Below are 22,530 nucleotides of genomic sequence, written 5' to 3' on the forward strand. Positions count from 1 at the left end.
TCAAGGGCGAGCGGGGTCGTTGGAGGGCCGCGCCCCCGAACGCGCGGAGGCGCGGAAGGGCCGGCGGGAGACGGCTTTAAGGCCGAGCGGGGCGCGGAAGAGCCGCGCCCCCGAAATGCGAGGGCCAGGTTCAGGACCGGACGCGCTCGCTCGACGGGTCGTACAGGGGCCGCAGCGAGGCCCGCGCCGGATATGTCGCGCCCGCGATCTCGACGGTCAGCGGGGCCGCGTCCAGCCATGCCTGGTCGAGCGCCTCGGACCCCGCGTCGAGCATCGCCAGCCCGACCGCGCCGCCGAGCGTGTGGCCGTACGAGGCCGCGCGCACGTAGCCGACGTCCCGCCCGTCGCGGCGGACCACCTCCGCGTGGTGCAGGAGTGCCTTCGGGTCCGTGACGAGCACCTGGACGAGGCGGCGGGTCAGCGGCCCGCGCGCCTTGCGGGCCAGGACGGCGTCGCGGCCGATGAAGTGCTCCTTGTCCAGCGCCACGGCGAAGCCCAGCCCGGCCTCCAGCACGTCGTCGGTGTTGTCGATGTCGTGGCCGTAGTCGCGGTAGCCCTTCTCGAGGCGCAGGCTCGCGAGCGCCTTGAGCCCGGCGTGGCGCAGCCCGTGCCCGGCCCCGGCCGCCACCAGGCGATCGTGGACGTGCACCGCCTGCTCGGCGGGGACGTAGAGCTCGTAGCCCAGCTCCCCGACGTACGTGATCCGCAGGCACAGCACGCGCGCGAGGCCGATCTCGAGCTCGGCCGCCCCGCGGAAGGGCAGGGTGATGTCGGTGCCGCAGGCCTCGGCCAGGATCTCCCGGGAGCGGGGGCCCTGCACGTTGAGCTGGGCCCAGCCGGAGGTGACGTCGGCGGCGAAGGCGAGCCGGCCGTCGAGGTGGCGGCGCAGGCGGGCGAACGCGTGGCGGTGCGCGGTGTCGGAGGCGACCACCCAGAACCGCTCCTCGTCGAGCTGGGTGACGGTCAGGTCGGCCTCGATGGTGCCGCCCTCGTTGAGCCACTGGGTGTAGGTGACCCGGCCGGGGTTGGCGACCCGGTTGGCCGACAGCTCCTCCAGCGCGGCGGCGGCGTCGCGGCCCTCGACGAGGAACTTGGCCATGAACGACATGTCCATGAGGATCGCGTCCTCGCGGGCCGCCCGGTGCTCGGCCGCCCACTGGCCGAACCACTCCGGCCGGCCCCACGTCGGCGCCGGCGATCCTTCGAACCCGTAGACGTCGGGCATCTCCCAGCCGGAGACGTCCCGGCGGTACGGGTGCAGCGGGGAGACCCGGTCGTGCAGGGGGGAGCGGCGGGCGTCGCGGCCGGAGGTGAACGCCTTGTGCGGGAAGTGCGTCGCGTACACCTGGCCCAGCGCCTCGACGGTGCGGGCGGCTCGGTATTCCCGGTTGCGCTGGTAGGGCTGGAGGCGGTCGATGTGCATCCCGGTCACGTCGACGTCGGGGCGGCCTTCGGCGATCCAGGTGGCCAGGGCCCGGCCGATGCCGCCGCCGGTGAGGATGCCGATCGAGTTGAGCCCGGCCGCGACGAAGTAGTTGCGCAGCTCCGGGGACTCGCCGAAGACCGGCGCGAGGTCGGGCGTGAAGCTCTCCGGGCCGCAGAAGAAGGTCCGCACGCCGGCGGTCGCGGTCACGGGAATGCGGCTCATCGCCCGCTCGAGGTAGGGCGCCATGCGGTCCCAGTCGGGCGGGAGCGTGCCGAACGAGAACCCGTCGGGCACGCGGTCGACGCTCCACGGGGCGGCGGCGCCCTCGAACAGGCCGACCATCAGGCCGCCGGTCTCCTCCCGGAAGTACCCGTATGATCCCGGGTCCTCCAGCACGGGCAGGTCGGCCGAGACGCCGTCGATGGGCTCGGTGATGAGGTAGTAGTGCTCGGCCGCCTGCAGCGGCACGCTCACCCCGGCCTCCTCGCCGAGCTGGCGGGCCCACATGCCGGCGCAGTTGACCACGACCTCGGCCTCGACGTCGCCGAAGGGGGTGCGCACGCCCGTGACCGTGTCCCGGCGGCGCAGGGTGCCGGTGACCGGTACCCCTTCCAGGATTCGCACGCCCATCTGCCGGGCGCCCTTGGCCAGGGACATCGTGACGTCGACCGGGTTGGCGCGGCCGTCCTCGGCGACGTAGAACCCGGCCAGGACGTCGTCGGTGCGCGCGAGCGGGAACAGCTCGCGGACCTCGGCCGGGGAGATCTCGTGGACGTCCACGCCCAGGTGCCGGTTGAACGCGGCGACGCGGCGGTACTCCTCCAGCCGCCCCTCGTCCGCGGCGAGCTCGATGAACCCGGACTGCCGCAGGCCCGTCGACAGCCCGGTCTCGGACTCCAGGCTCGCGTACAGGTCGCGGGTGTACTGTCGCATCCGCGTCGAGGTCTCCGACAGCGAGCCGAAGGTGACGATGAGCCCCGCCGCGTGCCAGGTGGTGCCGGCGGTGAGCCGGTCCCGCTCCAGCAGCAGCACGTCGGTGATGCCGGCCTTGGCCAGGTGGTAGGCGACCGACGTGCCGATCACACCGCCGCCGACGACGACCACACGCGCGCGCTCGGGAAGGTTCATGCCGAAACTGTAGTGGCCGCCACCGCGGCGTTCCTCCGTTCGGCCACCCCGCCGTTCTGACCTGGGGCTTTCCGGTCTGCTCGACGACATGCGGACCGAGAATCCCAAAAGTGCCCGCACGGGCGACCCGGCGAGGTAGCCTCGTTGGCGCTGCCGCTGTTGATATGTCCACAGTGGACCGAATTGGCGCCGGATCGGCATGAGCCGGCGTGATTCGGAACACTCCTCGATTCATTCATGTCGGTCGGGAACACATCCGGGGCCGGCGGCGTTCGTTACACAACCAAGTCACCAAGAGAGGGTGAACGCCATGGCCATCAGCACCGACTACGACGCGCCGCGCAACCCGGTCGGCGCGGACCTCGCCGAGGACAGCCTCGAGGAGCTCACCGCGCGCCGCACCAACGGCCAGTCGGCGTCCGTCGACGTGGACGAGAACGAGGCCGGCTTCGAGCTGCCCGGCGCCGACCTGACCGATGAGGAGCTCACGGTCCCGGTCGTGCCGATGCGGGGCGACGAGTTCCGCTGCTCGAGCTGCTTCCTCGTGCACCACCGCAGCCAGCTGTCCCGCGAGAAGAACGGCGCGCCCATCTGCACCGAGTGTGACTGACCGACCGGACTGAAGACCTAGCCGCGGATCCTGACCCGGATCAGGTCCTCGGCCACGACAACCTCGCCGTCGAACACCGCTTCCGCCTCCCGCCGGAAGCGCGACGGGTCGTCGTAGCGCTGCGAGAAGTGGGTGAGCACGAGCGTGCGCACCCCGGCATCCGCGGCCACCCGCGCCGCCTGGGCGGCGGTCAGGTGCCCGTGCGCGACGGCCAGTCCCTCGTCCTCGGCGAGGTAGGTCGACTCGATGACGAGCACGTCGGCGCCCTCGGCGAGCGTCCGCACGCCCGCGCACAGGCGCGTGTCCATCACGAAGGCGAAGCGCTGCCCGCGCCGGGGCTCGCTCACGTCCTCCAGGCTCACCCCGCGCAGCCGCCCGTCGCGCTGGAGCACCGCGACGTCCGGGCCGGCGATGCCGTGCTCGCGCAGGCGATCGGGGAGCATCCGCCGCCCGTCGTGCTCGACCAGCCGGAAGCCGTAGGCGTCGATGCCGTGGTCGAGCCGGTGCGCCTCCAGCCGCCACGCCGCCGTCTCGGCCAGCGTGAGCAGGCCGTCCCCGTCGATCGGGCGCTTGGTGAGGGTGACGGTGTCGTAGTACGGGGTGGCGTGGCGGAGGCGGTCGAAGTACACCTCGCCGGACGCGGGGAAGTAGGCCTGCACGTCGTGGGGCGAGTTGTCCAGGGACATGCGCTGGACGACCCCGGGCAGGCCGAGGCAGTGGTCGCCGTGGAAGTGCGTGAGGCAGACCCGGGTGATGTCGCTCGCGGCGACGCCGGCGTGGGCCATCTGGCGCTGGGTGCCGTCCCCGGGATCGAAGAGGAAGCCCTCGCCGTCCCAGCGCAGGAAGTACCCGTTGTGGTTGCGCAGCCGCGTCGGGACCTGGCTGGCGGTGCCGAGCACGACGAGTTCACGGGGCGACATCCCGGCGACTGTACCGGCGGGGCCGGCCCATGCGCGGGCGGGCGGCCCGGTGCGCCGCCCGCCCGGCGTGCGAGCCGGGGCTCAGCAGGCGTTGAGCATCGTCTGCAGGGCCGACTTCTCCGAGGACTGCAGCTTCAGCCCGTAGGTGTACTTCACGTTGATCCACATCCGGGCGTACGTGCAGCGGTAGGAGGTCAGCGGCGGCTGCCACGTCGACGGGTCCTGGTCGCCCTTGGACTGGTTCACGTTGTCGGTCACGGCGATGAGCTGCGGGTGCGTGAGGTCGTTGGCGAACGACTGGCGGCGGGCCGTCGTCCACGAGCTCGCGCCGGAGCGCCAGGCCTCGGCCAGGGGCACCACGTGGTCGATGTCGACGTCGCCGGAGGCGGTCCAGGTCGCGCCGTCGTACGGGCTGTACCAGCGGCCCGACGTCGCCGCGCAGGTGCTGCTGGTGACGACCGACGTGCCGTCGCGCTTGAGCACGGTCTCCCGCGTGTCGCACGAGCCGCTGATGGTGATCCAGTGCGGGAACTTGTCGCGGCTGTAGCCGCTCATCGAGCCCTCGGTGGCCACGGTCAGCGCGTTGAGCTGGGTCTGGGCGGTGGCCTTGGACGGGATCCCGGGCGGGGTGGCCCCGGCCGGCCCGGCGAGCCCGACGGCGATCCCGGCCCCGGCGACGACGACCACGGCGGCCGCGCGAACAACCCTGAGCATGCGTGCTCCCTTCGCAGGTGATGGGAGCACGCTGTCGCCCGGTGGTGAACGAAGCCCGTCCCGGGTGTGACTTTAGATCGAAAACTATCGATGAAAAGCCACACCCGGGACGGGCGCGGGTCGGGAGCGGGTCAGGACAGGACGCGCATCTGGACCGTCGTGGCCATGCTCGCCAGCTGCGAGAGGATCTCCGGCGGGTACTGCGCCGCGACGTCGGTCAGCAGGTAGCCGTACTCGCCGCGGGTGGCCAGGATCTGCCCCTCGACGTTGACCTTGTGGCCGGCGAAGATGCTGTTCACGTCGGCGAGCACGCCCGGCACGTTGTGGTGCAGCAGCGCGATGCGGTGCGTCTCCGGCAGCGACGGCAGGTTGAGCGACGGCAGGTTGACGCTCAGCGTGGTCGAGCCCTCGGCGACGTACTTGTGCAGCTTCTCCGCCACGAACGAGCCGATGTCCGACTGCGCCTCCTCGGTCGAGCCGCCGATGTGCGGCGTGAGGATGACGTTGGGCAGGCCGCGCAGCGCCGAGACGAACTCGTCGCCCTTGGCCTTGGGCTCCTTCGGGAACACGTCGACCGCGGCGCCCGCGAGGTGGCCGTTGTCGAGGTGACGGCGCAGCGCCTCGTGGTCGATGACGAAGCCGCGGCTCAGGTTCAGGAAGATGCTCTGCGGGCGCATCTTCGCGAACTGCTCCTCGCCGAAGAAGCCGCTGTTGCCCGGCCGCCCGTCGACGTGCAGGGTGACGATGTCGGCGACCTCGAGCAGCTCGTCGAGGGAGTTGCAGCGCACGGCGTTGCCCAGCGCCAGCCGCTCGGAGGTGTCGTAGAAGTACACCCGCAGGCCGAGGTTCTCGGCGAGGACCGACAGCTGCGTGCCGATGTTGCCGTAGCCGACGATGCCGATGGAGCGCCCGCGGATCTCGTGGGAGCCCTCGGCGTCCTTGTTCCACACGCCGTTGTGCATGTCGGCGTTCTTCTCGGTGAGCCGCCGGGTCAGCGCGATGATCTCGGCGATCGCCAGCTCCACCACGCTGCGGGTGTTGGAGAAGGGCGCGTTGAAGACCGCGATGCCGGACTCGGCGGCGACGCGCAGGTCGATCTGGTCGGTGCCGATGCAGAAGGCACCGATGGCGCGCAGCTGCTGGGCGGAGGCCAGGACGTTGGCGGTGACCTGGGTCTTGGAGCGGATGCCGAGCAGGTGAACCCCGTCGAGCTTCGCGATCAGCTCGTCCTCGTCGAGCGCCCGCCCGACGGTCTCGACCTCGTAGCCCTCGGAGCGCATCCGCTCGACCGCGATCGGGTGGATGTTTTCGAGGAACAGGACCCGCACGGGGCCGGTCTGGGATGTCAGTGGCAGCACACCATCCACACTAGGTGACCTCAGGGAGCACTGGTACGTGAGCCGCGACTCGTCCCACCCTTTGCGGAGACGCCCAGGGACGCGATGGCGTGCCGGTCACGCAGCTTTTCCCGGATCTCCTCCGGGGTGTACGCCCGCCGCTGGCGCTCGGCCCGGGCCACCAGCACACCCGTCGCCGCCACGCCGACGACACCGGCGAGCCCGACGACCTTCCACCACTTGATTCGCATGAGGCCCTAGGGTAGTCCCGGTGAAGGTCGATCTCGATGAGGCCGTACGGATGACACGCACGGGCGACCTCTGGGTGTTCCGCGGCCGCACCACCGCCGACCGCGCCATCCAGACGCTGACCAACAGCCCGGTCAACCACGTGGGCATGGCGGTCGTGCTCGACGACATGCCGCCGCTCATGTGGCACGCGGAGCTGGGCCGGTCGCTGCCCGACATGTGGACCGGCGCCCGCCAGCGCGGGGTCCAGCTGCACGATCTGCGCGACGCCGTGCTGGTCTGGGGCCGCCGCTACGGCCAGCGCGCCTGGCTGCGGCAGCTGTTCCCGGAGGCCGGGCCGGCGATGGAGGACGCGGTGCTGAAGACCGTCGCCCGCCTCGACGGCACGCCGTTCCCGTCCACCGCGCGGCTGGCCGGGCGCTGGTTCAAGGGCCGCCTGCCGCACCTCCGTGAGCAGATCAGCGGCACGCTCGAGACCGCGTACTGCGCCGAGGTCGTCGCCGTGACCTACGAGGACATGGGCCTGCTCGCCCGCGGCCGGCGGGCCAACTGGTACGACCCCGGCAAGTTCTGGAGCGGCGACGACCTGGAGCTGGAGCACGGCGCCACGCTGGGCGAGGAGATCGCCGTCGACCTGCCGGAGGCCTGAATCATGGCATTCGCGGGGTTTCGGAGCGCTCCCAGGCGCCGGTGCGCGCACCTGTCCGGAAGCCTCAGCGCAGATTGGCGCAGATCTGCCCGTTCGGCGTGCTGAGTCCGGGCAGGGGGCGGGGTAGCTTTTCTCGCGTGACCGAGCAGCACCACCAGCCCCTCGACCACGCGGAACCACCGGCCGCCGCCATCGGCCCCGGCCCGGAGCACGGCTCGGCCGCGACCCAGCCGCTGCCGTCGCCGGCCGAGATCGCCGCCGCGGCCGCCCGGGCCGCGCGGGCCACCGAGGTCGCCGCGGCCCAGGCCGCCGCCCGTGAGGCGGAGGCCGCCGTGGCCCGTGAGGCGGAGGCCGCCGTGGCCCGTGAGGCGGAGGCGGCCGTGGCCCGTGAAGCGGAGGCCGCCGCCCGCGAGGCGGAGGCCGCCGCGGCCCGCCCCACCCAGCCGCTGCCGTCCGCGGCCGAGGTCGCCGCCGCGCTGCAGGCGCGTGAGGGCGAGTTCGACGACTCCACCCAGCCGTTGCCGCCACCCCCGCCCCGGCCGCGCCCCGAGCACCGCCCGCCGACCGCGATGATCGCCACCCTCGCCGCCGGGGTGCTCGTCGTCGGGGCCGTGCTCGTCGTGCTGATCGGGCGCATCGACCGGGGCCACGCCCCCACGGCCGACTCGGCGCCGCAGACGTTCCCCTCGCCGCAGGCCCTCGTCGACTACCTGGACCGGCGGGGGCTGCCCTGCTCCGGCTATGAGGCGGTCGGCGTCGACGCCAACGTGCCCGCCAAGGCCGTCGGGCGGGGCCGCTGCACGGCCGACGGGCGCCCGGTCGACGTCGGTGTCTACGCCGGGCGCGGCGACGTCGAGGCCGAGTGGTCCGCCGAGGCCGGGCAGTCCGGGCACGGGCCGCTGTTCATGGCCCTCGGGGAGAACTGGACGATCGACGGCCCCGCGGACTGGACCAAGCGGGTCGCCGACGTGATGCGCGCGCAGTTCCGCACCCAGCCTTAGGATCTTCACCGTGCTCGATCGGTTCCTGCGCGCGTGGCTCGGAAGCTGGCCGTCCTCCGGGGGCCTGGTCGTCGTCGGCAGCCCCATGCGGGAGAAGCCCCGCTGGGACGGCGGGGAGCAGCGGGCCCTGGGCGTGACCGACGCCGGCGGCAACGGTGTGCTGTCCGTCCCGCCGTCCAGCCGCGACGCCGTCGCCGCGCTCGTCGCCGCCACCGCCCCGCGGGTCCTCGAGGCGGCCCTCGGCGAGCACCTCCCGGCCCTCGTCGGGCGGCCCGAGCAGCGCTGCTTCACCGGCGTGTTCCGGTGGAGCGAGGCGCCGGTGGCGATGGAGCCGGCGGGGGAGTGGGAGCCGTCGCACGGCCCGGGCATCCCCGACTGGCTGCGGCCCTTCCCGGGCGAGGTGCTCGTCGCGCGGGAGCCGGGCACGGGGGAGTACCTGGCCGGCGTCGGGCTCAAGCCGCACGACCCGACCGGCGTCGAGATCTCCGTCGGCACCGAGGAGCGCGCCCGCGGCCGGGGACTGGCCCGGCGGCTCGTGACCCGGGCGGCCCGGCGGATCGTGGACGCCGGGGCCGTACCGATCTATCTGCACGACCCCGCGAACACCGCCAGCGCCCACGTCGCCGACGCGTCCGGTTTCCCCGATCCGGGCTGGCGGATTCACGCCCTGGCCGGCACCGCGTAACGCTCCGGCGGAAATCCGCAGATCCCGGCCGGGCGGGTCGATGAGTGCGGTATGTTCCCCGCTTCCGGCGCCGTGCATGTGGGCCGCCAGCCGATCTTCTCCCGGGCCGGCGACGTGCACGGGTACGAGCTGCTCTTCCGGGGCGACGCGGGCGCGGTCGACGCCGACGAGCGCGGCGCCTACGCCACGAGCCGGGTGCTCATCACCGCGTTCACCGAGATCGGCATCGAGCCGCTGTGCGGGCGCGGGCTGTGCTTCGTGAACCTGACCCGGGAGTTCCTGGTCGGAGACCTGCCGCTGCCGTTCGACGCCGAGCAGGTGGTCCTCGAGATCCTGGAGACCGTCGAGCTCGACGACGAGGTCGTGACCGCCGTCGCCGAGCTGGTCCGGCAGGGGTACCGCATCGCGCTCGACGACTACGTCTTCGGCCTCGGCCACGAGCCGCTGCTCGAGCTCGCCGCCTACGTGAAGATCGACGTGCTCGAGACCGCGGCGCAGGACCTGGCCGCGACGGTGGAGCGCTGCCGCAAGTACGCCGGCGTGAAGCTCGTCGCCGAGCGGCTCGAGACCGCCGAACAGCTCGAGCTCGCCCGGGCGCTCGGCTTCGACTACTTCCAGGGGTACGTCCTCGGCCGCCCGCAGGTCGTGAGCGCCGCCGCCCTGTCGCCGTCGCGGCTGGCCCGGGTCGAGCTGCTGAGCCTGCTCGTCGGCCCCAGCATCCCGCTCGCCCGCGTGGTCGGCCTCGTCACCAGCGACCCGGCGCTGAGCCTGCGGCTGATGGCGGCCGCGAACGCCGACTCGCTCGGCCTGCCGGTCAAGGTGTCCTCGGTGCACGAGGCGGTCCTGCTGCTCGGCGTCGACCGGCTGCGGGACTGGGCCACCCTCATGCTCGTCAGCGACCTCGAGGGCCCGGACGACCCCGGCACCCAGCAGCTCTCGGCCGCGATCACCCGCGCCCGCATGTGCCAGAACATCGCCGGGCGGATGGACCTGCCGCCGGAGGCCGCGTTCACCGCCGGGCTCGTCTCCGCCGTCGCCGAGCTGCTCGGCCAGCCCGCCGCCGACCTCGCGCTGCGCCTGTCGCTGAGCCACGAGGTGACCGAGGCGCTCGTCGGCGGCACCGGCCCGCTCGGCGAGCTGCTGTCCCTCGTCGCCGCCTACGAGGCCTCCGACCTGCCGATGCTGCTGGCCGCGCCACTGCCGGTGGAGGACACCGCGCGGGCCTACCTCGACGCCGTCGCCTACACCGGGCAGATCATCGCCCCGCGGGCCCGCCCGGCTTGAATGTGGCCGGGTGTGACCGATAGTGCTGGTGTGGACAGCATTATCGGTCGCACCGGGCCCGTGCACATCGGCCGCCAGGCGCTCTATGACGCCCAGGGTCGCGTCGCCGCCTACGAGCTGCTGTTCCGCGACGGCCCGCACGCCCACGAGGCCACCGTGCGCGACAGCGCCGCGACGAGCCGGGTCATCGTCGAGGCGTTCACCGCGTTCGGCATCGAGGAGCTCGTCGGCGACCGGCCGTGCTTCATCAACCTCACCCGCGAGTTCCTGGTCGGCGAGCTGCCGCTGCCGTTCCAGCCCGGCCGCGTCGGGCTCGAGCTGCTGGCCGGCATCGAGGTCGACGACGAGCTCGTGGCGGCCGCGGCCGCGCTGACCGAGCAGGGTCACCGCCTGGCGATCGACGGCTACACCGGCGACCCGGACACCGCCCGGCTGCTGCCCCACGTGCACTACGTGAAGGTCGACATGCTCGCCGGGGACCGGCACGCGATCGCCCGGATCGTCGAGGCGTGCCGGCGCATCCCGCGCATCCGGCTCATCGCCCAGCGCATCGAGACCCCGGAGCTGCTGGAGCTCGCGATCCGGCACAACTTCCAGCTGTACCAGGGCCACGCCCTGTCCCGCCCGCACCTGGTCACCACCCAGGCGCTGAACCCGACGCGGCTGGCCCGGGTCCGGCTGCTGACCGAACTCGCGGCCGAGGACGTCGACCTGGACCGGGCCGTGGCCACCATCGAGCGCGACCCGGCGCTGGCCGTGCGCATCCTGCGCGGGGTGAACGCCGCCTCCAACGGCCTCAAGCAGCCCGTCTCGTCGATCTTCCAGGCGGTCGTCCTGCTCGGCATCCCGCAGGTGCGCCAGTGGGCCACGCTCATGATGGTCGCCGACCTGGCCGACGGCGACGAGTCCCTGCTCACCGACGCCGTGGTCCGGGCGCGCATGTGCCAGACGGTGGCCGAGCGCCGCGGCGCCGGGGCGGGCCCGACCGCGTTCACGGTCGGCCTGCTCTCCGCGATCGGCGACCTGCTGGGCGGGCCGGTCGGCGCCCTGACCGAGCAGCTGCCGCTGACCGAGGAGGTCGCCGGGGCGGTCGTGCACGGCCACGGCGACCTCGGCGACGTGCTGCGGGAGGTGCGCGCCTACCAGCGCGGCGAGTCCGTGACCCGCTCCTGCGAGCCGGCCGGCGGCGAGCTACACGGGGAACTCCTCGCGGCTCTGAGCTGGACGAACGCGTCGCTCGCGGAGCCGGAGCCGGCCGCCTGAGACCGCCGCCGTGACCAGGCCCAGGGCCAGCATCGCCAGCGCGCTGAGCAGCAGCGTGCGCTCGGCGCCGACGGCGGTCACCAGCGGGCCGCCGGCCGCCGTGCCCAGCGGGACGGCGATCACGGTGATCGAGCCGAACGCGGCCAGCAGCTGCGGCAGCCGCTCCGGCGGGGTGGTGCGCTGGAACAGGGCCATCATCACCGGCATGTAGGGCGCCCAGCACAGCCCGGCGAGCGCGAACGCCGGCAGGCTCACGGCCGGCGGCGCGCCCAGGCCGAGCGGGAGCACCGCCAGGGCGAACGCGACGATCACCGGCCAGGGCGGCAGCCGGCGCACGTACGGCGTGGCCAGGCCGCCCACGACCGCCCCGGCGCCGAAGACGGTGTAGAACACGCCGAGCAGCGTCGCGGAGGCGTGCAAATCGTCGGCGACGTGCAGCGGCAGCGCGACGTAGAACGGGCCGAAGAGCAGGAAGAACGCGAACGTCACCAGGAGCAGGCCGGACTTGTCGCGGCCGAGGCGCACCCGGGCGGGGCCGGCGGGCGGGGCGTCACCGGGCTCCGGCACGGCGAGGCGGTAGGTCAGGGCCAGCACCGCGAAGCTCGCCGCGTCGATCGCGAGGACGACGGCCGCGTTCGTCCAGCCGATGAGCAGGCCGGCCAGCGGCGGACCGGCGAGCGCGGCCGCCTCCGACAGCGTGCCCATCACGCTGTTCGCGGCCAGATGGTGCTCCTGCGGGACGCTCTGCGCGATGAGGGTGTACCGCCCCGCCGAGCCCCACGCCGCGAGCAGCGACGACACCGCGAGCAGGGCGACGTAGACCCCCGGCGACAGCGCGCCGGCCGCGTGCACGAGCACGATCGCGGCCAGCGCGCTCGCGCGCAGGATCGCGTTCCAGCCCGCGAGCTGGGCGCCGGGGCGGTGCCGCAGGTACCGCCCCAGGACCGCGCCGCCGAGGGCGCTCGGCAGTGAGTACGCCGCGACCGCGGCCGCGACCCAGGCGCCGCGCGCCGATTCCGGGGCGAGCTGCAGCGCCAGCCAGCTCACGGCGACCAGGGACATGCCGTCGCCGAGGGCGGAGACCGCGATCCCGGGCAGGACGCGCCGCAGCACCGGGTGGGTCACGACGGGCCAGTAGGGGGAGAAGCGCATGCCGTTCAGGTGACTCCGGGGTGTACTGCCGCCACAAGAGATATCGCGATGAGCGCAATTGGCGCGATTGGGCTATCTTGCTGGCCATGCGTGGGTGGCCTCTCGGGCTCGCCGCGTGGCTGCTGGTCGTGGCGGTCGCGCAGGTGGCCGGCTTCGTGGCGGTGTGGCGATTTTTCGTGCACAGCGAACACGGCCAGCTCCTGGACTACGTGGCCATCACCGGCAACAGCATCGGCAAGGCCCACGTGGCCGGGCTGGTGCACGACACGCTCAGCACCATCTCCGTCGTGTCGGTCGCGGCGGCCACGATCGCGATCGGCTTCATCGCCCTGGCCCGCCGGCGGGTGGCCCTGGGCGTCGGCGCGGTGCTGCTCATCGGCGGGTCGAACGCGACCACGCAGGTCTTCAAGACGCTCATCTACCGCCCGCACCTCGGCGTCGACGTGGACCGGGTCGCGGCCGGCAACAGCCTGCCCAGCGGCCACACGACGGTCGCCGCGTCGGTCGCCGTCGCCCTGGTGCTCGTCGTGCCGGCCCGCACCCGCGGCCCCGTCGCGCTCGGCGGGGCGATCGCCTCCGCCCTCGTCGGCGTGGCGACCCTGTCGGCGGGCTGGCACCGGCCCAGCGACGCGGTGGCGGCCCTGCTCGTGGTGGGCGCGTGGGCCGCGGCGGCGAGCCTGTTCATCCTCGTCGCCCAGCGGCGCCACGGCGGGGTGGCGTACGGCGCCGCGAACAGGTACACCACCGTCCTGCTCGCCCTCGTCTCGACCGTCCTGCTGCTCGGCGCGCTGCTCGCGCTGCGGCTGACCGACGACGTCATCACGCAGGCGGTCGACGACCTGAGCCGGCGGCGGCTGTTCGTCGCCTACGCGGGCGGCGCGCTCGGCATCGCCGGCACCGCGGGCCTGGTCGTCGCGGCCGTCCTGGCCACGGCGCACCGGGTGGTGCCGCGGTGGGTGCCCGATCCCGGCGACGACGGCGACGGGCCCGGCGCCCACGCCGAGTCTCCCGTGCCGCTCGCGGAGCAGGTCACCGTCCGGCTGCCCCGTGAGGAGCCGACCACGCAGGTCATCGCGGGGGGCTGAACGGGGGGCTGAACCGGGCGACAGAGCCGCGCTCCAGGGCGACCCACACGGCGCCGTCGGGGGCGACGGCCAGGCCGTGCGGCTCCGAGTCCGGGGTGGGCAGGTCCCAGGTCCGGATGCCGGTCCCGCCGGCGTCCATGTGGCCGAGGCGGTTGCCGGCCCACTCGGTGTACCAGCACCCGCCGGCCGGGTCGGCGACGATCGCGTGCGTGCGGGCGGCGCGGTCCGGCAGCGGGAACTCGGCGATCTCGCCGTCCGCGGTGATGCGGCCGAGCTGCCCGGCGCCGATCTCGACGAACCAGGCGGCCCCGTCGCCGGCGACCGTGATGCCCACCGGGGCGGCGCCCGGCGTGGGCAGCGCGAACACGGCCGGCTCGGGGGTCACGCGGGCGATCGCGTTGCCCTGGTTGAGGGTGCACCACACGGTGCCGTCCGGGGCCGCGGCGAGCATCGACGGGATCGCGCCCTCGGTGCCCAGCTCGAACGGGGTCGTCTCGCCGTCCGGGGTGACGCGCCAGACCCGGTCCGCGTTGAGCTCGCTCGTCCACAGGGCGCCGTCGGGGGCGACCGCCAGGCCGAACGGGGACGGGACCGCGATCGAGGACTGTTCGCCGTCCGGCGTGATCCGGCCGACCCGGCCGTCCCGGAAGCGGGTGAACCACAGCGCGCCGTCGGGGCCGGTCACGACGATCGACGGGCCCGCCTCCGGGTTGTCCAGCGGGAACAGCGTCACGTCGCCGTCGGGCGCGATGCGCGCGAGCCGGCCCGCGTGGACCAGGGTGCACCAGAGGGCGCCGCCGGGGCCGGCCACGATGCCGTACGGCCCGCCGCCCTCCACGCCGATCTCGAACTCGCGCCACACGGTGCACCTCCGGAGTCGTCGGAGCGACCAGTCTCCCGCGCCGGGCGGCAGCGGGTGCGCGGACCCCTCCGGCCGGCGTGGCGAGCGCGACCACCGCGGACCTCGAGTCTGACGGGAGCGACGGTCCGGACCACGGCGGACCGGAGCCATGACTACTCTGGGTCATATGAACCGTACGGTGCGTGTCGGTCTGTGTGCCCTTGTCCTGCTCCTCGGCGGGTGCGCCGGGCGCGCGAACGACACCGGGGAGGGCACGGCCGCGGAGGGGTTCGACGCGGGGCTCACCGCCGTGGTCAACCCGAGCGGCACGCCCGGCGGCACGCTGCGCCTGGCCAGCGCCAACGACGTCGACTCGTGGGACCCCACCCGCTCCTACATCAACGCCGTCTACAACCTCCAGCGGCTCTACGTCCGCACGCTGCTCACCCCGGCCGCCGAGCCCGGCACCACCGCGCTCGTGCCCGACCTGGCCGCCGACCAGCCGGACGTGTCGAGCGACGGGCTGACCTACTCGTTCCGCCTCCGCGACGGCGTGAAGTTCGAGGACGGCACCCCGATCCGGGCCCGGGACGTCAAGTACGGCATCGAGCGCCTCTTCGCCCAGGACGTCCTGTCCGGCGGCCCGACGTACCTGATCGACCAGCTGGACCAGGGCCAGCACTACGCCGGGCCGTACCAGCAGGGGGACGGTCTGCGCTCGGTGACCACGCCCGACGACCGCACGATCGTGTTCCACCTCGCCGAGCCGTTCGCCGACTTCCCGTACCTGCTCGCCATGGGCGTCGCCGCGCCCGTCCCGCAGGCCAAGGACACCGGCGAGCGGTACGGCGACCGGCCCGTCGCCTCCGGCCCGTACCGCTTCGACAGCATCGACCCCGGGCGCAAGGTCGTCTGGGTGCGCAACGGCGCCTGGGACGCCGCGACCGACCCGGTGCGCAAGGCGCTGCCCGACCGCATCGAGCTCACCATCGGCACCGACCCGGCCGAGATCGACCGGCAGCTGTTCGACGGCGACCTCGACGCCGACGCGGGCCAGGGCGGCGTGCAGGCCGCGACCCAGGCCAAGGTGCTGCTCGACGCCGGGCTCAAGGCGCACGCGGACCGGCCGACGACGGGGTTCGTGCAGTACGCGGCGCTGAGCACGAAGGTGGCGCCGTTCGGCGACGTGCACTGCCGGCGCGCGGTGCAGTACGCGGTGGACAAGGCCGCGGTGCAGACGGCGCGCGGCGGCGGCCAGATCGCGGGCGGCATGCTCCCGCCCGGCATCCCCGGCTACGACGAGGGGCTCGACCCGTACCTGACGAAGCCGGGCAAGCCGCAACCGGACAAGGCCCGCGACGAGCTCTCCAAGTGCGGCAAGCCCGACGGGTTCACGACCGTCATCGCGACCACCGGCAGCCCGCGCTCGCTGAAGACGGCCGAGGCCGTGCAGGCCGCCCTCGCGAAGGTCGGGATCACCGCGCGGATCGACCCGTCCGACCCGTCGCTGTACGCCCGCTCCGTCGTCGGCAGCCCCGACAACGTGCACGCGAAGGGCTACGGGATCATCCTGTCGGCATGGTCCGCCGACTTCCCGACCGGCTCCGGGTTCTACCCGACGCTGATCGACGGGCGGCAGATCCTGCCCAGCGGCAACAACAACTATGCCGAGCTCGACGACCCGCTCATCAACGAGCAGCTCGACAACGCGCGCACGGTCGCCGACCCGGTCCGCGCGGCCGGGATCTGGCAGCAGGTCAACGCCGAGGTGATGGACAACGCGTCGATGCTGCCGCTGCTGTACGACCAGGTGCTCAACTACCGCAACCCGCGCCTGACGAACGTGTTCGTGAACCAGTACTACGGCACCTGGGACGCGACCGCGCTCGGCGTTTCGCCGTGACAGGTTTGGCCGCGCCCGGGTCGGGATATCGGAATGGTATGCCTGCCACAGATCGTCATGGAGTCCCGCGGGTCGACGAAGCGATCGACCTGCACACCATCCGCGACGAGGCCGAGGAGATCGCCGTGCCGGCGTTCGACTACATCGGCCAGCCCGTGGACGCGGTCGTCGACGGACTCACCGGCCACGCGCACGACCACGACGCCGACTCCGACAACACGCAGGTCCCCGAGGAGGAGTGACCCGGCTAGGGGCACTCCCACGGAGACGCCGACATCAACTGCCGCAGGTGCACCGCGGGCCCGCCGGCAAGGGCAGAGCCGTGCCCTCACCGGTCACGGCAGGGGGTGGGCGCCCTCGGGGCGCAGGCCGTCGAAGATGATCGCCAGGTAGCGGCGCCACAGGTCCGGCGGGGCGTCCGGGACCATCTCGGCCACGTGGTTCGGCGCGCACATGAGCAGGAACACGTCCGTGCCGGTCACGTCGGGCCGCACGGCGCCGTGCGCCCGGGCCCGGGCGACGAGCGCGTCGATGGCCGCCAGCAGCCGGGCGTGCATCCGGGCCATCTCCGGGTGGCCGTCGAACGCGGCGTGCAGGAACGTCAGGTCGCGCTGCTGGCGCTGCTCGGCGGCGACGGTCATGAACTCCAGCAGCGCCGCGCCCGCATCGCCGGCCTGCCGCAGCCGGTCCCCGGCCGCGACCAGGGCCTCGATGCGGTCGAGCACGATCGCCGCGACGAGGTCCTCCTTCGTCGCGAAGTGCCGGAACACGGTGCCCTTGCCGATCCCGGCGCGCTTGGCGATGTCGGCGATGGACGCGCCGAGGCCGTGCTCGGCGAACTCGTCGGCGGCGGCCGCGAGCAGCAGGCGGCGGTTGCGGGCGGCGTCCGCGCGCATCGGGCGGGTCACGCGACCAACTTACGCGCACGAAGTTGACCGGGCGGTCCGGTTTCTCTAAGGTGACCGCATGGTCCGTTTGAGCATGCTCGCCCTCGTCGCCCGCGGCTACGGGCCGCCGGAGGAGTACGAGATCGCGGAGGTGCCGGTGCCCGAGCCCGGCCCCGGCCAGATCCGGGTGCGCGTCGCCGCGATGTCCGTCAACCCGGCCGACGTGCGCCTGCCCGCCGGGGACTTCCGCGGCGCCGTCGACCTGCCCTTCCCGCACATCCCCGGCAACGACTTCGCCGGCACCGTCGACGCCCTCGGCCCCGGCGTCGAGCGGTGGGCGCCCGGCGACGAGATCTTCGGCTTCGCCACCCCGCGGGCGCTGCGGCACATGGGCAGCTCGTCGCTGAGCACCGGCGCGCTCGCGCAGTACGCGGTGTTCGAGGCCGAGACCCCCTTCCTCGCGCACCGCCCGGCCGGCCTCGACGTGGCCCAGGCCGCCGCGCTGCCGACCGTCGGGCTCACCGCCCGCGCGCTGCTGGCCTCGGCCGGGCTCACGCCGGGGGAGCGGGTGCTCGTCGTGGGGGCGACCGGGGGCGTCGGCACCACCGTGCTGCCCATGCTCGCCGCGGCCGGGGCGCACGTCATCGCCACCGCCCGGGACGGCGACGCCGGGCTCGTGCGCTCGCTGGGCGCCGCCGAGGTGACCGCGTACGACGACTACCCGGCCGGCGTCGATCTCGCGCTGAACCTCGTCGTGGCCGGCGACCGCCTCGCGCCGGTCGCCGCGGCGGTGCGGCCCGGCGGCCGGCTGCTCACGATCACGTTCCCGCCGCCGCCCGCGTTCGACGGAATCGACGTGCGGCTCGTGCTCGACATGGAGGCCAGGCACGGCGGCATGGCCGAGGTCGCGGCCGACGCGGTCGCGGGGCGGCTGCGGGCCCGGATCGACCGCGAGTACGCGTTCGCCGACGCCGCCGAGGCCCTCGCGCACTTCGCCCGGTGGCACAAGACCGGGAAGCTGGTCGTGCGGGTACCCTCGCTGACGTGAAGATCGCCGCTGACGTCCTCGTCGGAATCGTCGCGCTCCTGCACCTGTACTTCCTGGTGCTGGAGATGTTCCTGTGGACGGCCCCCCGGACCCGGGCGGCGTTCGGCACGACCGAGGAGTTCGCGGTCGCCAGCAAGGCGCTCGCCGCGAACCAGGGCCTCTACAACGGGTTCCTCGTCGCCGGGCTGGTCTACGGGCTCGTCGCCGGCAGCCTCGCGTTCCAGGTGTTCTTCCTCGTCTGCGTCATCGTCGCCGGGCTCTACGGGGCCGCGACCGCGAGCCGGCGCATCCTGCTCGTCCAGGCGCTGCCCGGCGCCCTCGCGCTCGCCGCGGTGCTCTTGAGCCGCTGACGCTGCCCGCTGACGCGGTGCCCGGCTAACGAAGGTCGACCGACTTCCAGGCGCCGCCCTCGTTCCACCAGACCACGCCGGCCCGGGTCGCCGACACGCCCGCGTCCGCCGTCAGGGTCAGCAGCGCCGAGTTCTGCAGGTCGTACGCCACCAGCGCGCTGCGGTCGTCGCGGTAGGTGGTGAAGATCTCGTAGCGGCCCGCCACCGCGTTGTCCACCGTGATCGCGGTCAGGTCGCCGGGGATGCGCCTGCGGTCCGAGCCGTCCGGGTGGCGGGCGTCGAACAGGAACCGGTCGCCGGCCGCGGTCACCATCGAGCGGCACCAGACCGGCGTGCACACCACCTGCTCGGCGGCGGCCTTCGTGACCACCTTGCGCTCGCCGGTCTGCGGGTCGGCCAGGCTCAGCGGGGCGGTGTCGTCGACGGAGACCAGCCACGGCCAGGTGGTGTGCCGGAACCGGCCCTCGAACGAGGTGGTCGTGACCGGGCCCCCGGTGACGGCGACGCTGCGCAGCTCGGTGCGGGCCCCGTCGTCGGGCGGGGCGGCCACCCAGTGCACGCGGCCGTCGGCGATCACGAGGTCGTACTCCGAGTCGAAGAACACCGCGGCCCCCATGTCCGCGGTCAGCGAGACGGGCGCGGCCGGGCCGTCGAGCGGGGCGCGCCACAGCCGGGTCTCGTAGGCGCCGTCGGCCAGGGCGGAGCTCTCGGCCCAGTACAGCTGCCCGTCGGCGGCGGTGAAGCCGAGGAACTGCGCGTAGCGGCCCTTCGCCAGCCGGTGCAGCTCGCGCTCGCCCGCCTTGCCGCGCAGCATCAGGCGGTCCGCGGACCCGTCCGGCGTCGGGGCAGTGCCGACGGAGACCTCGGCGCTCGCGTAGAACAGCGGTGTGTAGTCGGCCCCGTCGGGGAGCTTGGCGCTGACGGACGCCGGGGTGGCGATCGGGGTCTGCGCCGGCGCCGGGGTGGCCTTGGGCGCCTCCGGGCCGCGGTGGACGGTCGCCAGCAGGACACCGCCGGCCGTCAGCGCGACGGCGAGCGCGATCAACGGCCGCAGGTTGCTCATCCGGGCCAACCTAGCAACCCCGTGAGAGTTTCATCCTGTCGAAGCGCTTGACCAGCCTCCGACCTGGGGCGCGTTGACCCGGAAGAGTGGCGGATCCCACGATCCGCGCATGCCAATTGGACTCAACGGGACCAGACCGAAACGGATCGGCGCCGCGGCCGTGGCGGCCGTGGCGGTCGCGGCCATCGGCGTCGCCGTCCAGACCGCCGTGCGGCCCGCCGATGCCGCTGCCGCCGACCCGTACGCCTTCAAGAACGTGCAGATCGAGGGTGGCGGCTTCGTGCCGGGCATCATCTTCAACCAGTCGCAACAGGGCCTGGTCTACGCCCGCACCGACATCGGCGGGGCGTACCGGCTCGACACCTCCACCAACCGCTGGGTCCCGCTGCTCGACTGGGTCGGGCAGGACAACTGGGGCTACAACGGCGTCGTGAGCCTGGCCACCGACGCCGTCGACCCGAACAAGGTGTACGTGGCCGCCGGCATGTACACCAACTCCTGGGACCCGAACAACGGCGCGATCCTGCGCTCGTCCGACAAGGGCGCCACCTGGCAGACGACGCCGCTGCCGTTCAAGCTCGGCGGCAACATGCCCGGCCGCGGCCAGGGCGAGCGGCTCGCGATCGACCCGAACAAGAACTCGATCCTGTACCTCGGTGCGCCCAGCGGCAACGGCCTGTGGCGCAGCACCGACTCCGGCGTCACCTGGTCCAAGGTCACCGCGTTCCCGAACCCGGGCAACTACGCCCAGGACCCGACCGACCCCAACGGCTACCTGACCGACAACCAGGGCATCGTCTGGGTCACGTTCGACAAGCGCACCGGCTCGGCCGGCAGCACCACGCAGACCATCTACGTCGGCGTGGCCGACAAGCAGAACACGGTGTACCGCAGCACCGACGGCGGCACCACGTGGTCCCGCCTGGCCGGGCAGCCGACCGGGTACATCGCGCACAAGGGCGTCCTGGACACCTCCGGCGGCTACCTGTACATCTCCACGTCCGACACCGGCGGCCCGTACGACGGGGCCAAGGGCGACGTGTGGAAGTACAACACCGCCACCGGCGCCTGGACGCAGATCAGCCCGATCCCGTCGAGCAGCACCGACGACTACTTCGGCTACAGCGGCCTGACGATCGACCGCCAGCACCCGAACACGATCATGGTCGCCACCCAGGTGTCGTGGTGGCCGGACGCCATCTTCTTCCGCAGCACCGACGGCGGCGCGACCTGGACCCGGATCTGGGACTGGACGAGCTACCCGAACCGCAGCTTCCGGTACAAGATGGACATCACCCGGTCGCCGTGGCTCGACTTCGGCACCAACCCCCAGCCGCCGGAGGTCACGCCGAAGCTCGGCTGGATGAACGAGTCCGTCGAGATCGACCCGTTCAACTCCAACCGGTTCATGTACGGCACCGGCGCCACGATCTACGGCAGCACCGACCTCACCACCTGGGACACCGGCGGCCAGATCACCATCAAGCCGATGGCCCCGGGCCTGGAGGAGACCGCCGTGCTCGACCTGATCAGCCCGCCCACCGGCGCCCCGCTGATCTCGGCCCTCGGCGACATCGGCGGCTTCCGCCACACCAACCTCGACGCGGTGCCGGCGGCGATGTTCAAGCAGCCGACGTTCACCTCGACCACGAGCCTCGACTACGCCGAGCTCAACCCGAGCGTCATGGTGCGCGCGGGCAACTTCACCGACTCGGACCGGCCCAGCGACAGCCACGCCGCGTTCTCCACCGACGGCGGCGCGAACTGGTTCCAGGGCACCGAGCCGGGCGGGATCAACGAGGGCGGCACCATCGCGGCGAACGCCGACGGCTCCCGCTTCCTGTGGTCGCCGAAGAACAGCGCCGTGGTGTACTCCGTCGGCTACGGCAACAGCTGGACCCAGTCCACCGGCATCCCGCAGAACGCGATCGTCGAGTCCGACCGGGTCGACCCGAACACGTTCTACGGCTACTCCGGCGGCTCGTTCTACGTCAGCCACAACGGCGGCGCCAGCTTCACCACCGCCGCGACCGGCCTGCCCACGACCGCCAAGTTCAAGGCCGTGGCCGGCGCGACCGGCGAGGTCTGGCTGGCCGGGGACACCGGCGGGCTGTTCCGCTCGACCAACGGCGGCACCTCGTTCACCAAGCTCACCACGGCGACGGCGGCCCAGGCGGTCGGCTTCGGCAAGGCGGCGCCCGGCCGCACCAACCCGGCGGTGTTCATCGTCGGCCAGGTCGACGGCAAGAAGGGCGTCTTCCGCTCCGACGACGCCGGCGCCTCCTGGCTGCGGGTGAACGACGACCAGCACCAGTACGGCAACATCGGCGAGGCGATCACCGGCGACCCGCGGATCTTCGGCCGCGTGTACCTGGGCACGAACGGCCGCGGCATCATCTACGGCGACCGCACCGGCCCGCAGCCGTCCTACTCCGCGTCGCCGTCGGCGTCCGGCTCCCGCTCGCCGTCCGCGTCGGCCTCCCCGTCGCGCTCGGCGTCGGCCTCGGCCTCCGCGTCGCCGTCGCGCTCGGCGTCCGCCTCCGCCTCCCCGTCGGCACCCGCCGGCGCGTGCAACGTCGCGTACAGCGTGACGGGCCAGTGGGGCGGCGGCTTCCAGGCCGCGGTGAAGATCACCAACAACTCGTCCGCCGCCGTCAACGGCTGGACGCTGAAGTGGGCCTTCGCCAACGGCCAGACGATCACGCAGATCTGGGGCGGCGTGAACACGCAGTCCGGGGCGAACGTGACCGTCACCAACGCCGACTACACGAAGACCATCGCCGCCGGCGGCGGGTCGGTGGACTTCGGGTTCCTCGCGAACTGGAACAACTCGGCGAACGCCAAGCCCACGGCGTTCACGCTCAACGGCACCACCTGCTCCGTGAGCTGATCGTCACATCGGACGCGCCGGTCCCCGGGTTCGGGGACCGGCGCG

21 protein-coding genes are annotated in these 22,530 nt (G+C 73.3%); 12 read left to right on the forward strand and 9 right to left on the reverse strand.

What is annotated here, in order from left to right; translation table 11 throughout:
* Window positions 1-130 precede the first annotated feature (130 nt).
* Window positions 131-2,554, reverse strand: a complete 2,424-nt coding sequence (locus tag ABT369_RS19320) for a GcvT family protein (RefSeq protein ID WP_350613620.1) — start codon at window positions 2,552-2,554, stop codon at window positions 131-133.
* Window positions 2,555-2,870: 316 nt separating this feature from the next.
* Here ABT369_RS19320 and ABT369_RS19325 point away from each other — a divergent pair, with 316 nt between their 5' ends.
* Window positions 2,871-3,164: a DUF4193 domain-containing protein gene (locus ABT369_RS19325; RefSeq protein WP_350613686.1), complete on the forward strand. Its 294-nt coding sequence runs from the start codon at window positions 2,871-2,873 to the stop codon at window positions 3,162-3,164.
* A gap of 17 nt (window positions 3,165-3,181) precedes the next feature.
* Here ABT369_RS19325 and ABT369_RS19330 read toward each other — a convergent pair whose 3' ends face one another.
* From ABT369_RS19330 to ABT369_RS19345, 4 genes are all read right to left on the reverse strand, one after another.
* Window positions 3,182-4,084, reverse strand: a complete 903-nt coding sequence (locus tag ABT369_RS19330) for a ribonuclease Z (RefSeq protein ID WP_350613622.1) — start codon at window positions 4,082-4,084, stop codon at window positions 3,182-3,184.
* An 81-nt stretch (window positions 4,085-4,165) separates the two neighbouring features.
* Complete coding sequence (locus ABT369_RS19335) at window positions 4,166-4,798, reverse strand: HNH endonuclease family protein (RefSeq protein WP_350613623.1); 633 nt, start codon at window positions 4,796-4,798, stop codon at window positions 4,166-4,168.
* A gap of 131 nt (window positions 4,799-4,929) precedes the next feature.
* Window positions 4,930-6,156: a phosphoglycerate dehydrogenase gene (gene serA / locus ABT369_RS19340; protein ID WP_350613625.1), complete on the reverse strand. Its 1,227-nt coding sequence runs from the start codon at window positions 6,154-6,156 to the stop codon at window positions 4,930-4,932.
* A gap of 20 nt (window positions 6,157-6,176) precedes the next feature.
* A complete protein-coding gene (locus ABT369_RS19345; protein ID WP_350613627.1) occupies window positions 6,177-6,386 on the reverse strand; it encodes a hypothetical protein in 210 nt (69 codons plus the stop codon).
* A 20-nt stretch (window positions 6,387-6,406) separates the two neighbouring features.
* Between ABT369_RS19345 and ABT369_RS19350 the strand changes: the two genes are divergently transcribed.
* From ABT369_RS19350 to ABT369_RS19370, 5 genes are all read left to right on the forward strand, one after another.
* On the forward strand, window positions 6,407-7,033 hold the full coding sequence (locus ABT369_RS19350; protein WP_350613629.1) for a hypothetical protein: 627 nt from the start codon (window positions 6,407-6,409) through the stop codon (window positions 7,031-7,033).
* A gap of 137 nt (window positions 7,034-7,170) precedes the next feature.
* A complete protein-coding gene (locus tag ABT369_RS19355) occupies window positions 7,171-8,034 on the forward strand; it encodes a hypothetical protein (RefSeq protein WP_350613630.1) in 864 nt (287 codons plus the stop codon).
* Between the two features lie 10 nt (window positions 8,035-8,044).
* A complete protein-coding gene (locus tag ABT369_RS19360; RefSeq protein ID WP_350613632.1) occupies window positions 8,045-8,719 on the forward strand; it encodes a GNAT family N-acetyltransferase in 675 nt (224 codons plus the stop codon).
* 51 nt (window positions 8,720-8,770) lie between these two features.
* Entirely contained in the window at window positions 8,771-10,003 is a 1,233-nt protein-coding gene (locus tag ABT369_RS19365; protein WP_350613633.1) for an EAL and HDOD domain-containing protein, read from the forward strand.
* A gap of 30 nt (window positions 10,004-10,033) precedes the next feature.
* Entirely contained in the window at window positions 10,034-11,266 is a 1,233-nt protein-coding gene (locus ABT369_RS19370) for an EAL and HDOD domain-containing protein (protein WP_350613635.1), read from the forward strand.
* Here ABT369_RS19370 and ABT369_RS19375 read toward each other — a convergent pair.
* A complete protein-coding gene (locus ABT369_RS19375; RefSeq protein WP_350613636.1) occupies window positions 11,195-12,418 on the reverse strand; it encodes an MFS transporter in 1,224 nt (407 codons plus the stop codon). The genes ABT369_RS19370 and ABT369_RS19375 overlap by 72 nt on opposite strands.
* Window positions 12,419-12,504: 86 nt before the next feature.
* Between ABT369_RS19375 and ABT369_RS19380 the strand changes: the two genes are divergently transcribed.
* Entirely contained in the window at window positions 12,505-13,503 is a 999-nt protein-coding gene (locus ABT369_RS19380) for a phosphatase PAP2 family protein (RefSeq protein ID WP_350613638.1), read from the forward strand.
* Here the strand turns inward: ABT369_RS19380 and ABT369_RS19385 are convergent.
* The gene (locus ABT369_RS19385) at window positions 13,487-14,365 is read right to left on the reverse strand and encodes a Vgb family protein (RefSeq protein ID WP_350613639.1); all 879 of its coding nucleotides are present in this window, start codon (window positions 14,363-14,365) and stop codon (window positions 13,487-13,489) included. The genes ABT369_RS19380 and ABT369_RS19385 overlap by 17 nt on opposite strands.
* 166 nt (window positions 14,366-14,531) lie before the next feature.
* On the opposite strand from ABT369_RS19385, the gene ABT369_RS19390 reads away from it, so the two are divergent.
* Both ABT369_RS19390 and ABT369_RS19395 read left to right on the forward strand, forming a co-directional pair.
* The gene (locus ABT369_RS19390) at window positions 14,532-16,247 is read left to right on the forward strand and encodes an ABC transporter substrate-binding protein (protein WP_350613640.1); all 1,716 of its coding nucleotides are present in this window, start codon (window positions 14,532-14,534) and stop codon (window positions 16,245-16,247) included.
* Between the two features lie 38 nt (window positions 16,248-16,285).
* A complete protein-coding gene (locus ABT369_RS19395; protein WP_350613642.1) occupies window positions 16,286-16,489 on the forward strand; it encodes a hypothetical protein in 204 nt (67 codons plus the stop codon).
* Between the two features lie 93 nt (window positions 16,490-16,582).
* Here ABT369_RS19395 and ABT369_RS19400 read toward each other — a convergent pair whose 3' ends face one another.
* Window positions 16,583-17,155 (reverse strand): TetR/AcrR family transcriptional regulator, encoded by a 573-nt coding sequence (locus ABT369_RS19400; protein WP_350613644.1) that lies wholly within the window; start codon window positions 17,153-17,155, stop codon window positions 16,583-16,585.
* Between the two features lie 58 nt (window positions 17,156-17,213).
* On the opposite strand from ABT369_RS19400, the gene ABT369_RS19405 reads away from it, so the two are divergent.
* Window positions 17,214-18,182 (forward strand): NADP-dependent oxidoreductase, encoded by a 969-nt coding sequence (locus ABT369_RS19405; RefSeq protein WP_350613646.1) that lies wholly within the window; start codon window positions 17,214-17,216, stop codon window positions 18,180-18,182.
* The gene (locus tag ABT369_RS19410; protein WP_350613647.1) at window positions 18,179-18,532 is read left to right on the forward strand and encodes a DUF1304 domain-containing protein; all 354 of its coding nucleotides are present in this window, start codon (window positions 18,179-18,181) and stop codon (window positions 18,530-18,532) included. The genes ABT369_RS19405 and ABT369_RS19410 overlap by 4 nt, the downstream gene beginning before the upstream one ends.
* 25 nt (window positions 18,533-18,557) lie before the next feature.
* Here the strand turns inward: ABT369_RS19410 and ABT369_RS19415 are convergent, their stop codons facing one another.
* A complete protein-coding gene (locus tag ABT369_RS19415) occupies window positions 18,558-19,595 on the reverse strand; it encodes a hypothetical protein (RefSeq protein WP_350613649.1) in 1,038 nt (345 codons plus the stop codon).
* A 109-nt stretch (window positions 19,596-19,704) separates the two neighbouring features.
* On the opposite strand from ABT369_RS19415, the gene ABT369_RS19420 reads away from it, so the two are divergent.
* Entirely contained in the window at window positions 19,705-22,485 is a 2,781-nt protein-coding gene (locus ABT369_RS19420; RefSeq protein ID WP_350613650.1) for a cellulose binding domain-containing protein, read from the forward strand.
* Window positions 22,486-22,530 lie beyond the last annotated feature (45 nt).

Source organism: Dactylosporangium sp. NPDC000244 (assembly GCF_040300725.1).
Lineage (GTDB): Bacteria > Actinomycetota > Actinomycetes > Mycobacteriales > Micromonosporaceae > Dactylosporangium.

What these genes read in the sequence shown, in the direction of transcription:
- ABT369_RS19320 (WP_350613620.1), bottom strand. Translation starts at nt 2,554, where the DNA reads ATGAACCTTCCCGAGCGCGCGCGTGTGGTCGTCGTCGGCGGCGGTGTG.
- ABT369_RS19330 (WP_350613622.1), bottom strand. Translation starts at nt 4,084, where the DNA reads ATGTCGCCCCGTGAACTCGTCGTGCTCGGCACCGCCAGCCAGGTCCCG.
- ABT369_RS19335 (WP_350613623.1), bottom strand. Translation starts at nt 4,798, where the DNA reads ATGCTCAGGGTTGTTCGCGCGGCCGCCGTGGTCGTCGTCGCCGGGGCC.
- ABT369_RS19345 (WP_350613627.1), bottom strand. Translation starts at nt 6,386, where the DNA reads ATGCGAATCAAGTGGTGGAAGGTCGTCGGGCTCGCCGGTGTCGTCGGC.
- ABT369_RS19365 (WP_350613633.1), top strand. Translation starts at nt 8,771, where the DNA reads ATGTTCCCCGCTTCCGGCGCCGTGCATGTGGGCCGCCAGCCGATCTTC.
- ABT369_RS19375 (WP_350613636.1), bottom strand. Translation starts at nt 12,418, where the DNA reads ATGCGCTTCTCCCCCTACTGGCCCGTCGTGACCCACCCGGTGCTGCGG.
- ABT369_RS19380 (WP_350613638.1), top strand. Translation starts at nt 12,505, where the DNA reads ATGCGTGGGTGGCCTCTCGGGCTCGCCGCGTGGCTGCTGGTCGTGGCG.
- ABT369_RS19390 (WP_350613640.1), top strand. Translation starts at nt 14,532, where the DNA reads ATGAACCGTACGGTGCGTGTCGGTCTGTGTGCCCTTGTCCTGCTCCTC.
- ABT369_RS19395 (WP_350613642.1), top strand. Translation starts at nt 16,286, where the DNA reads ATGCCTGCCACAGATCGTCATGGAGTCCCGCGGGTCGACGAAGCGATC.
- ABT369_RS19405 (WP_350613646.1), top strand. Translation starts at nt 17,214, where the DNA reads ATGGTCCGTTTGAGCATGCTCGCCCTCGTCGCCCGCGGCTACGGGCCG.
- ABT369_RS19415 (WP_350613649.1), bottom strand. Translation starts at nt 19,595, where the DNA reads ATGAGCAACCTGCGGCCGTTGATCGCGCTCGCCGTCGCGCTGACGGCC.
- ABT369_RS19420 (WP_350613650.1), top strand. Translation starts at nt 19,705, where the DNA reads ATGCCAATTGGACTCAACGGGACCAGACCGAAACGGATCGGCGCCGCG.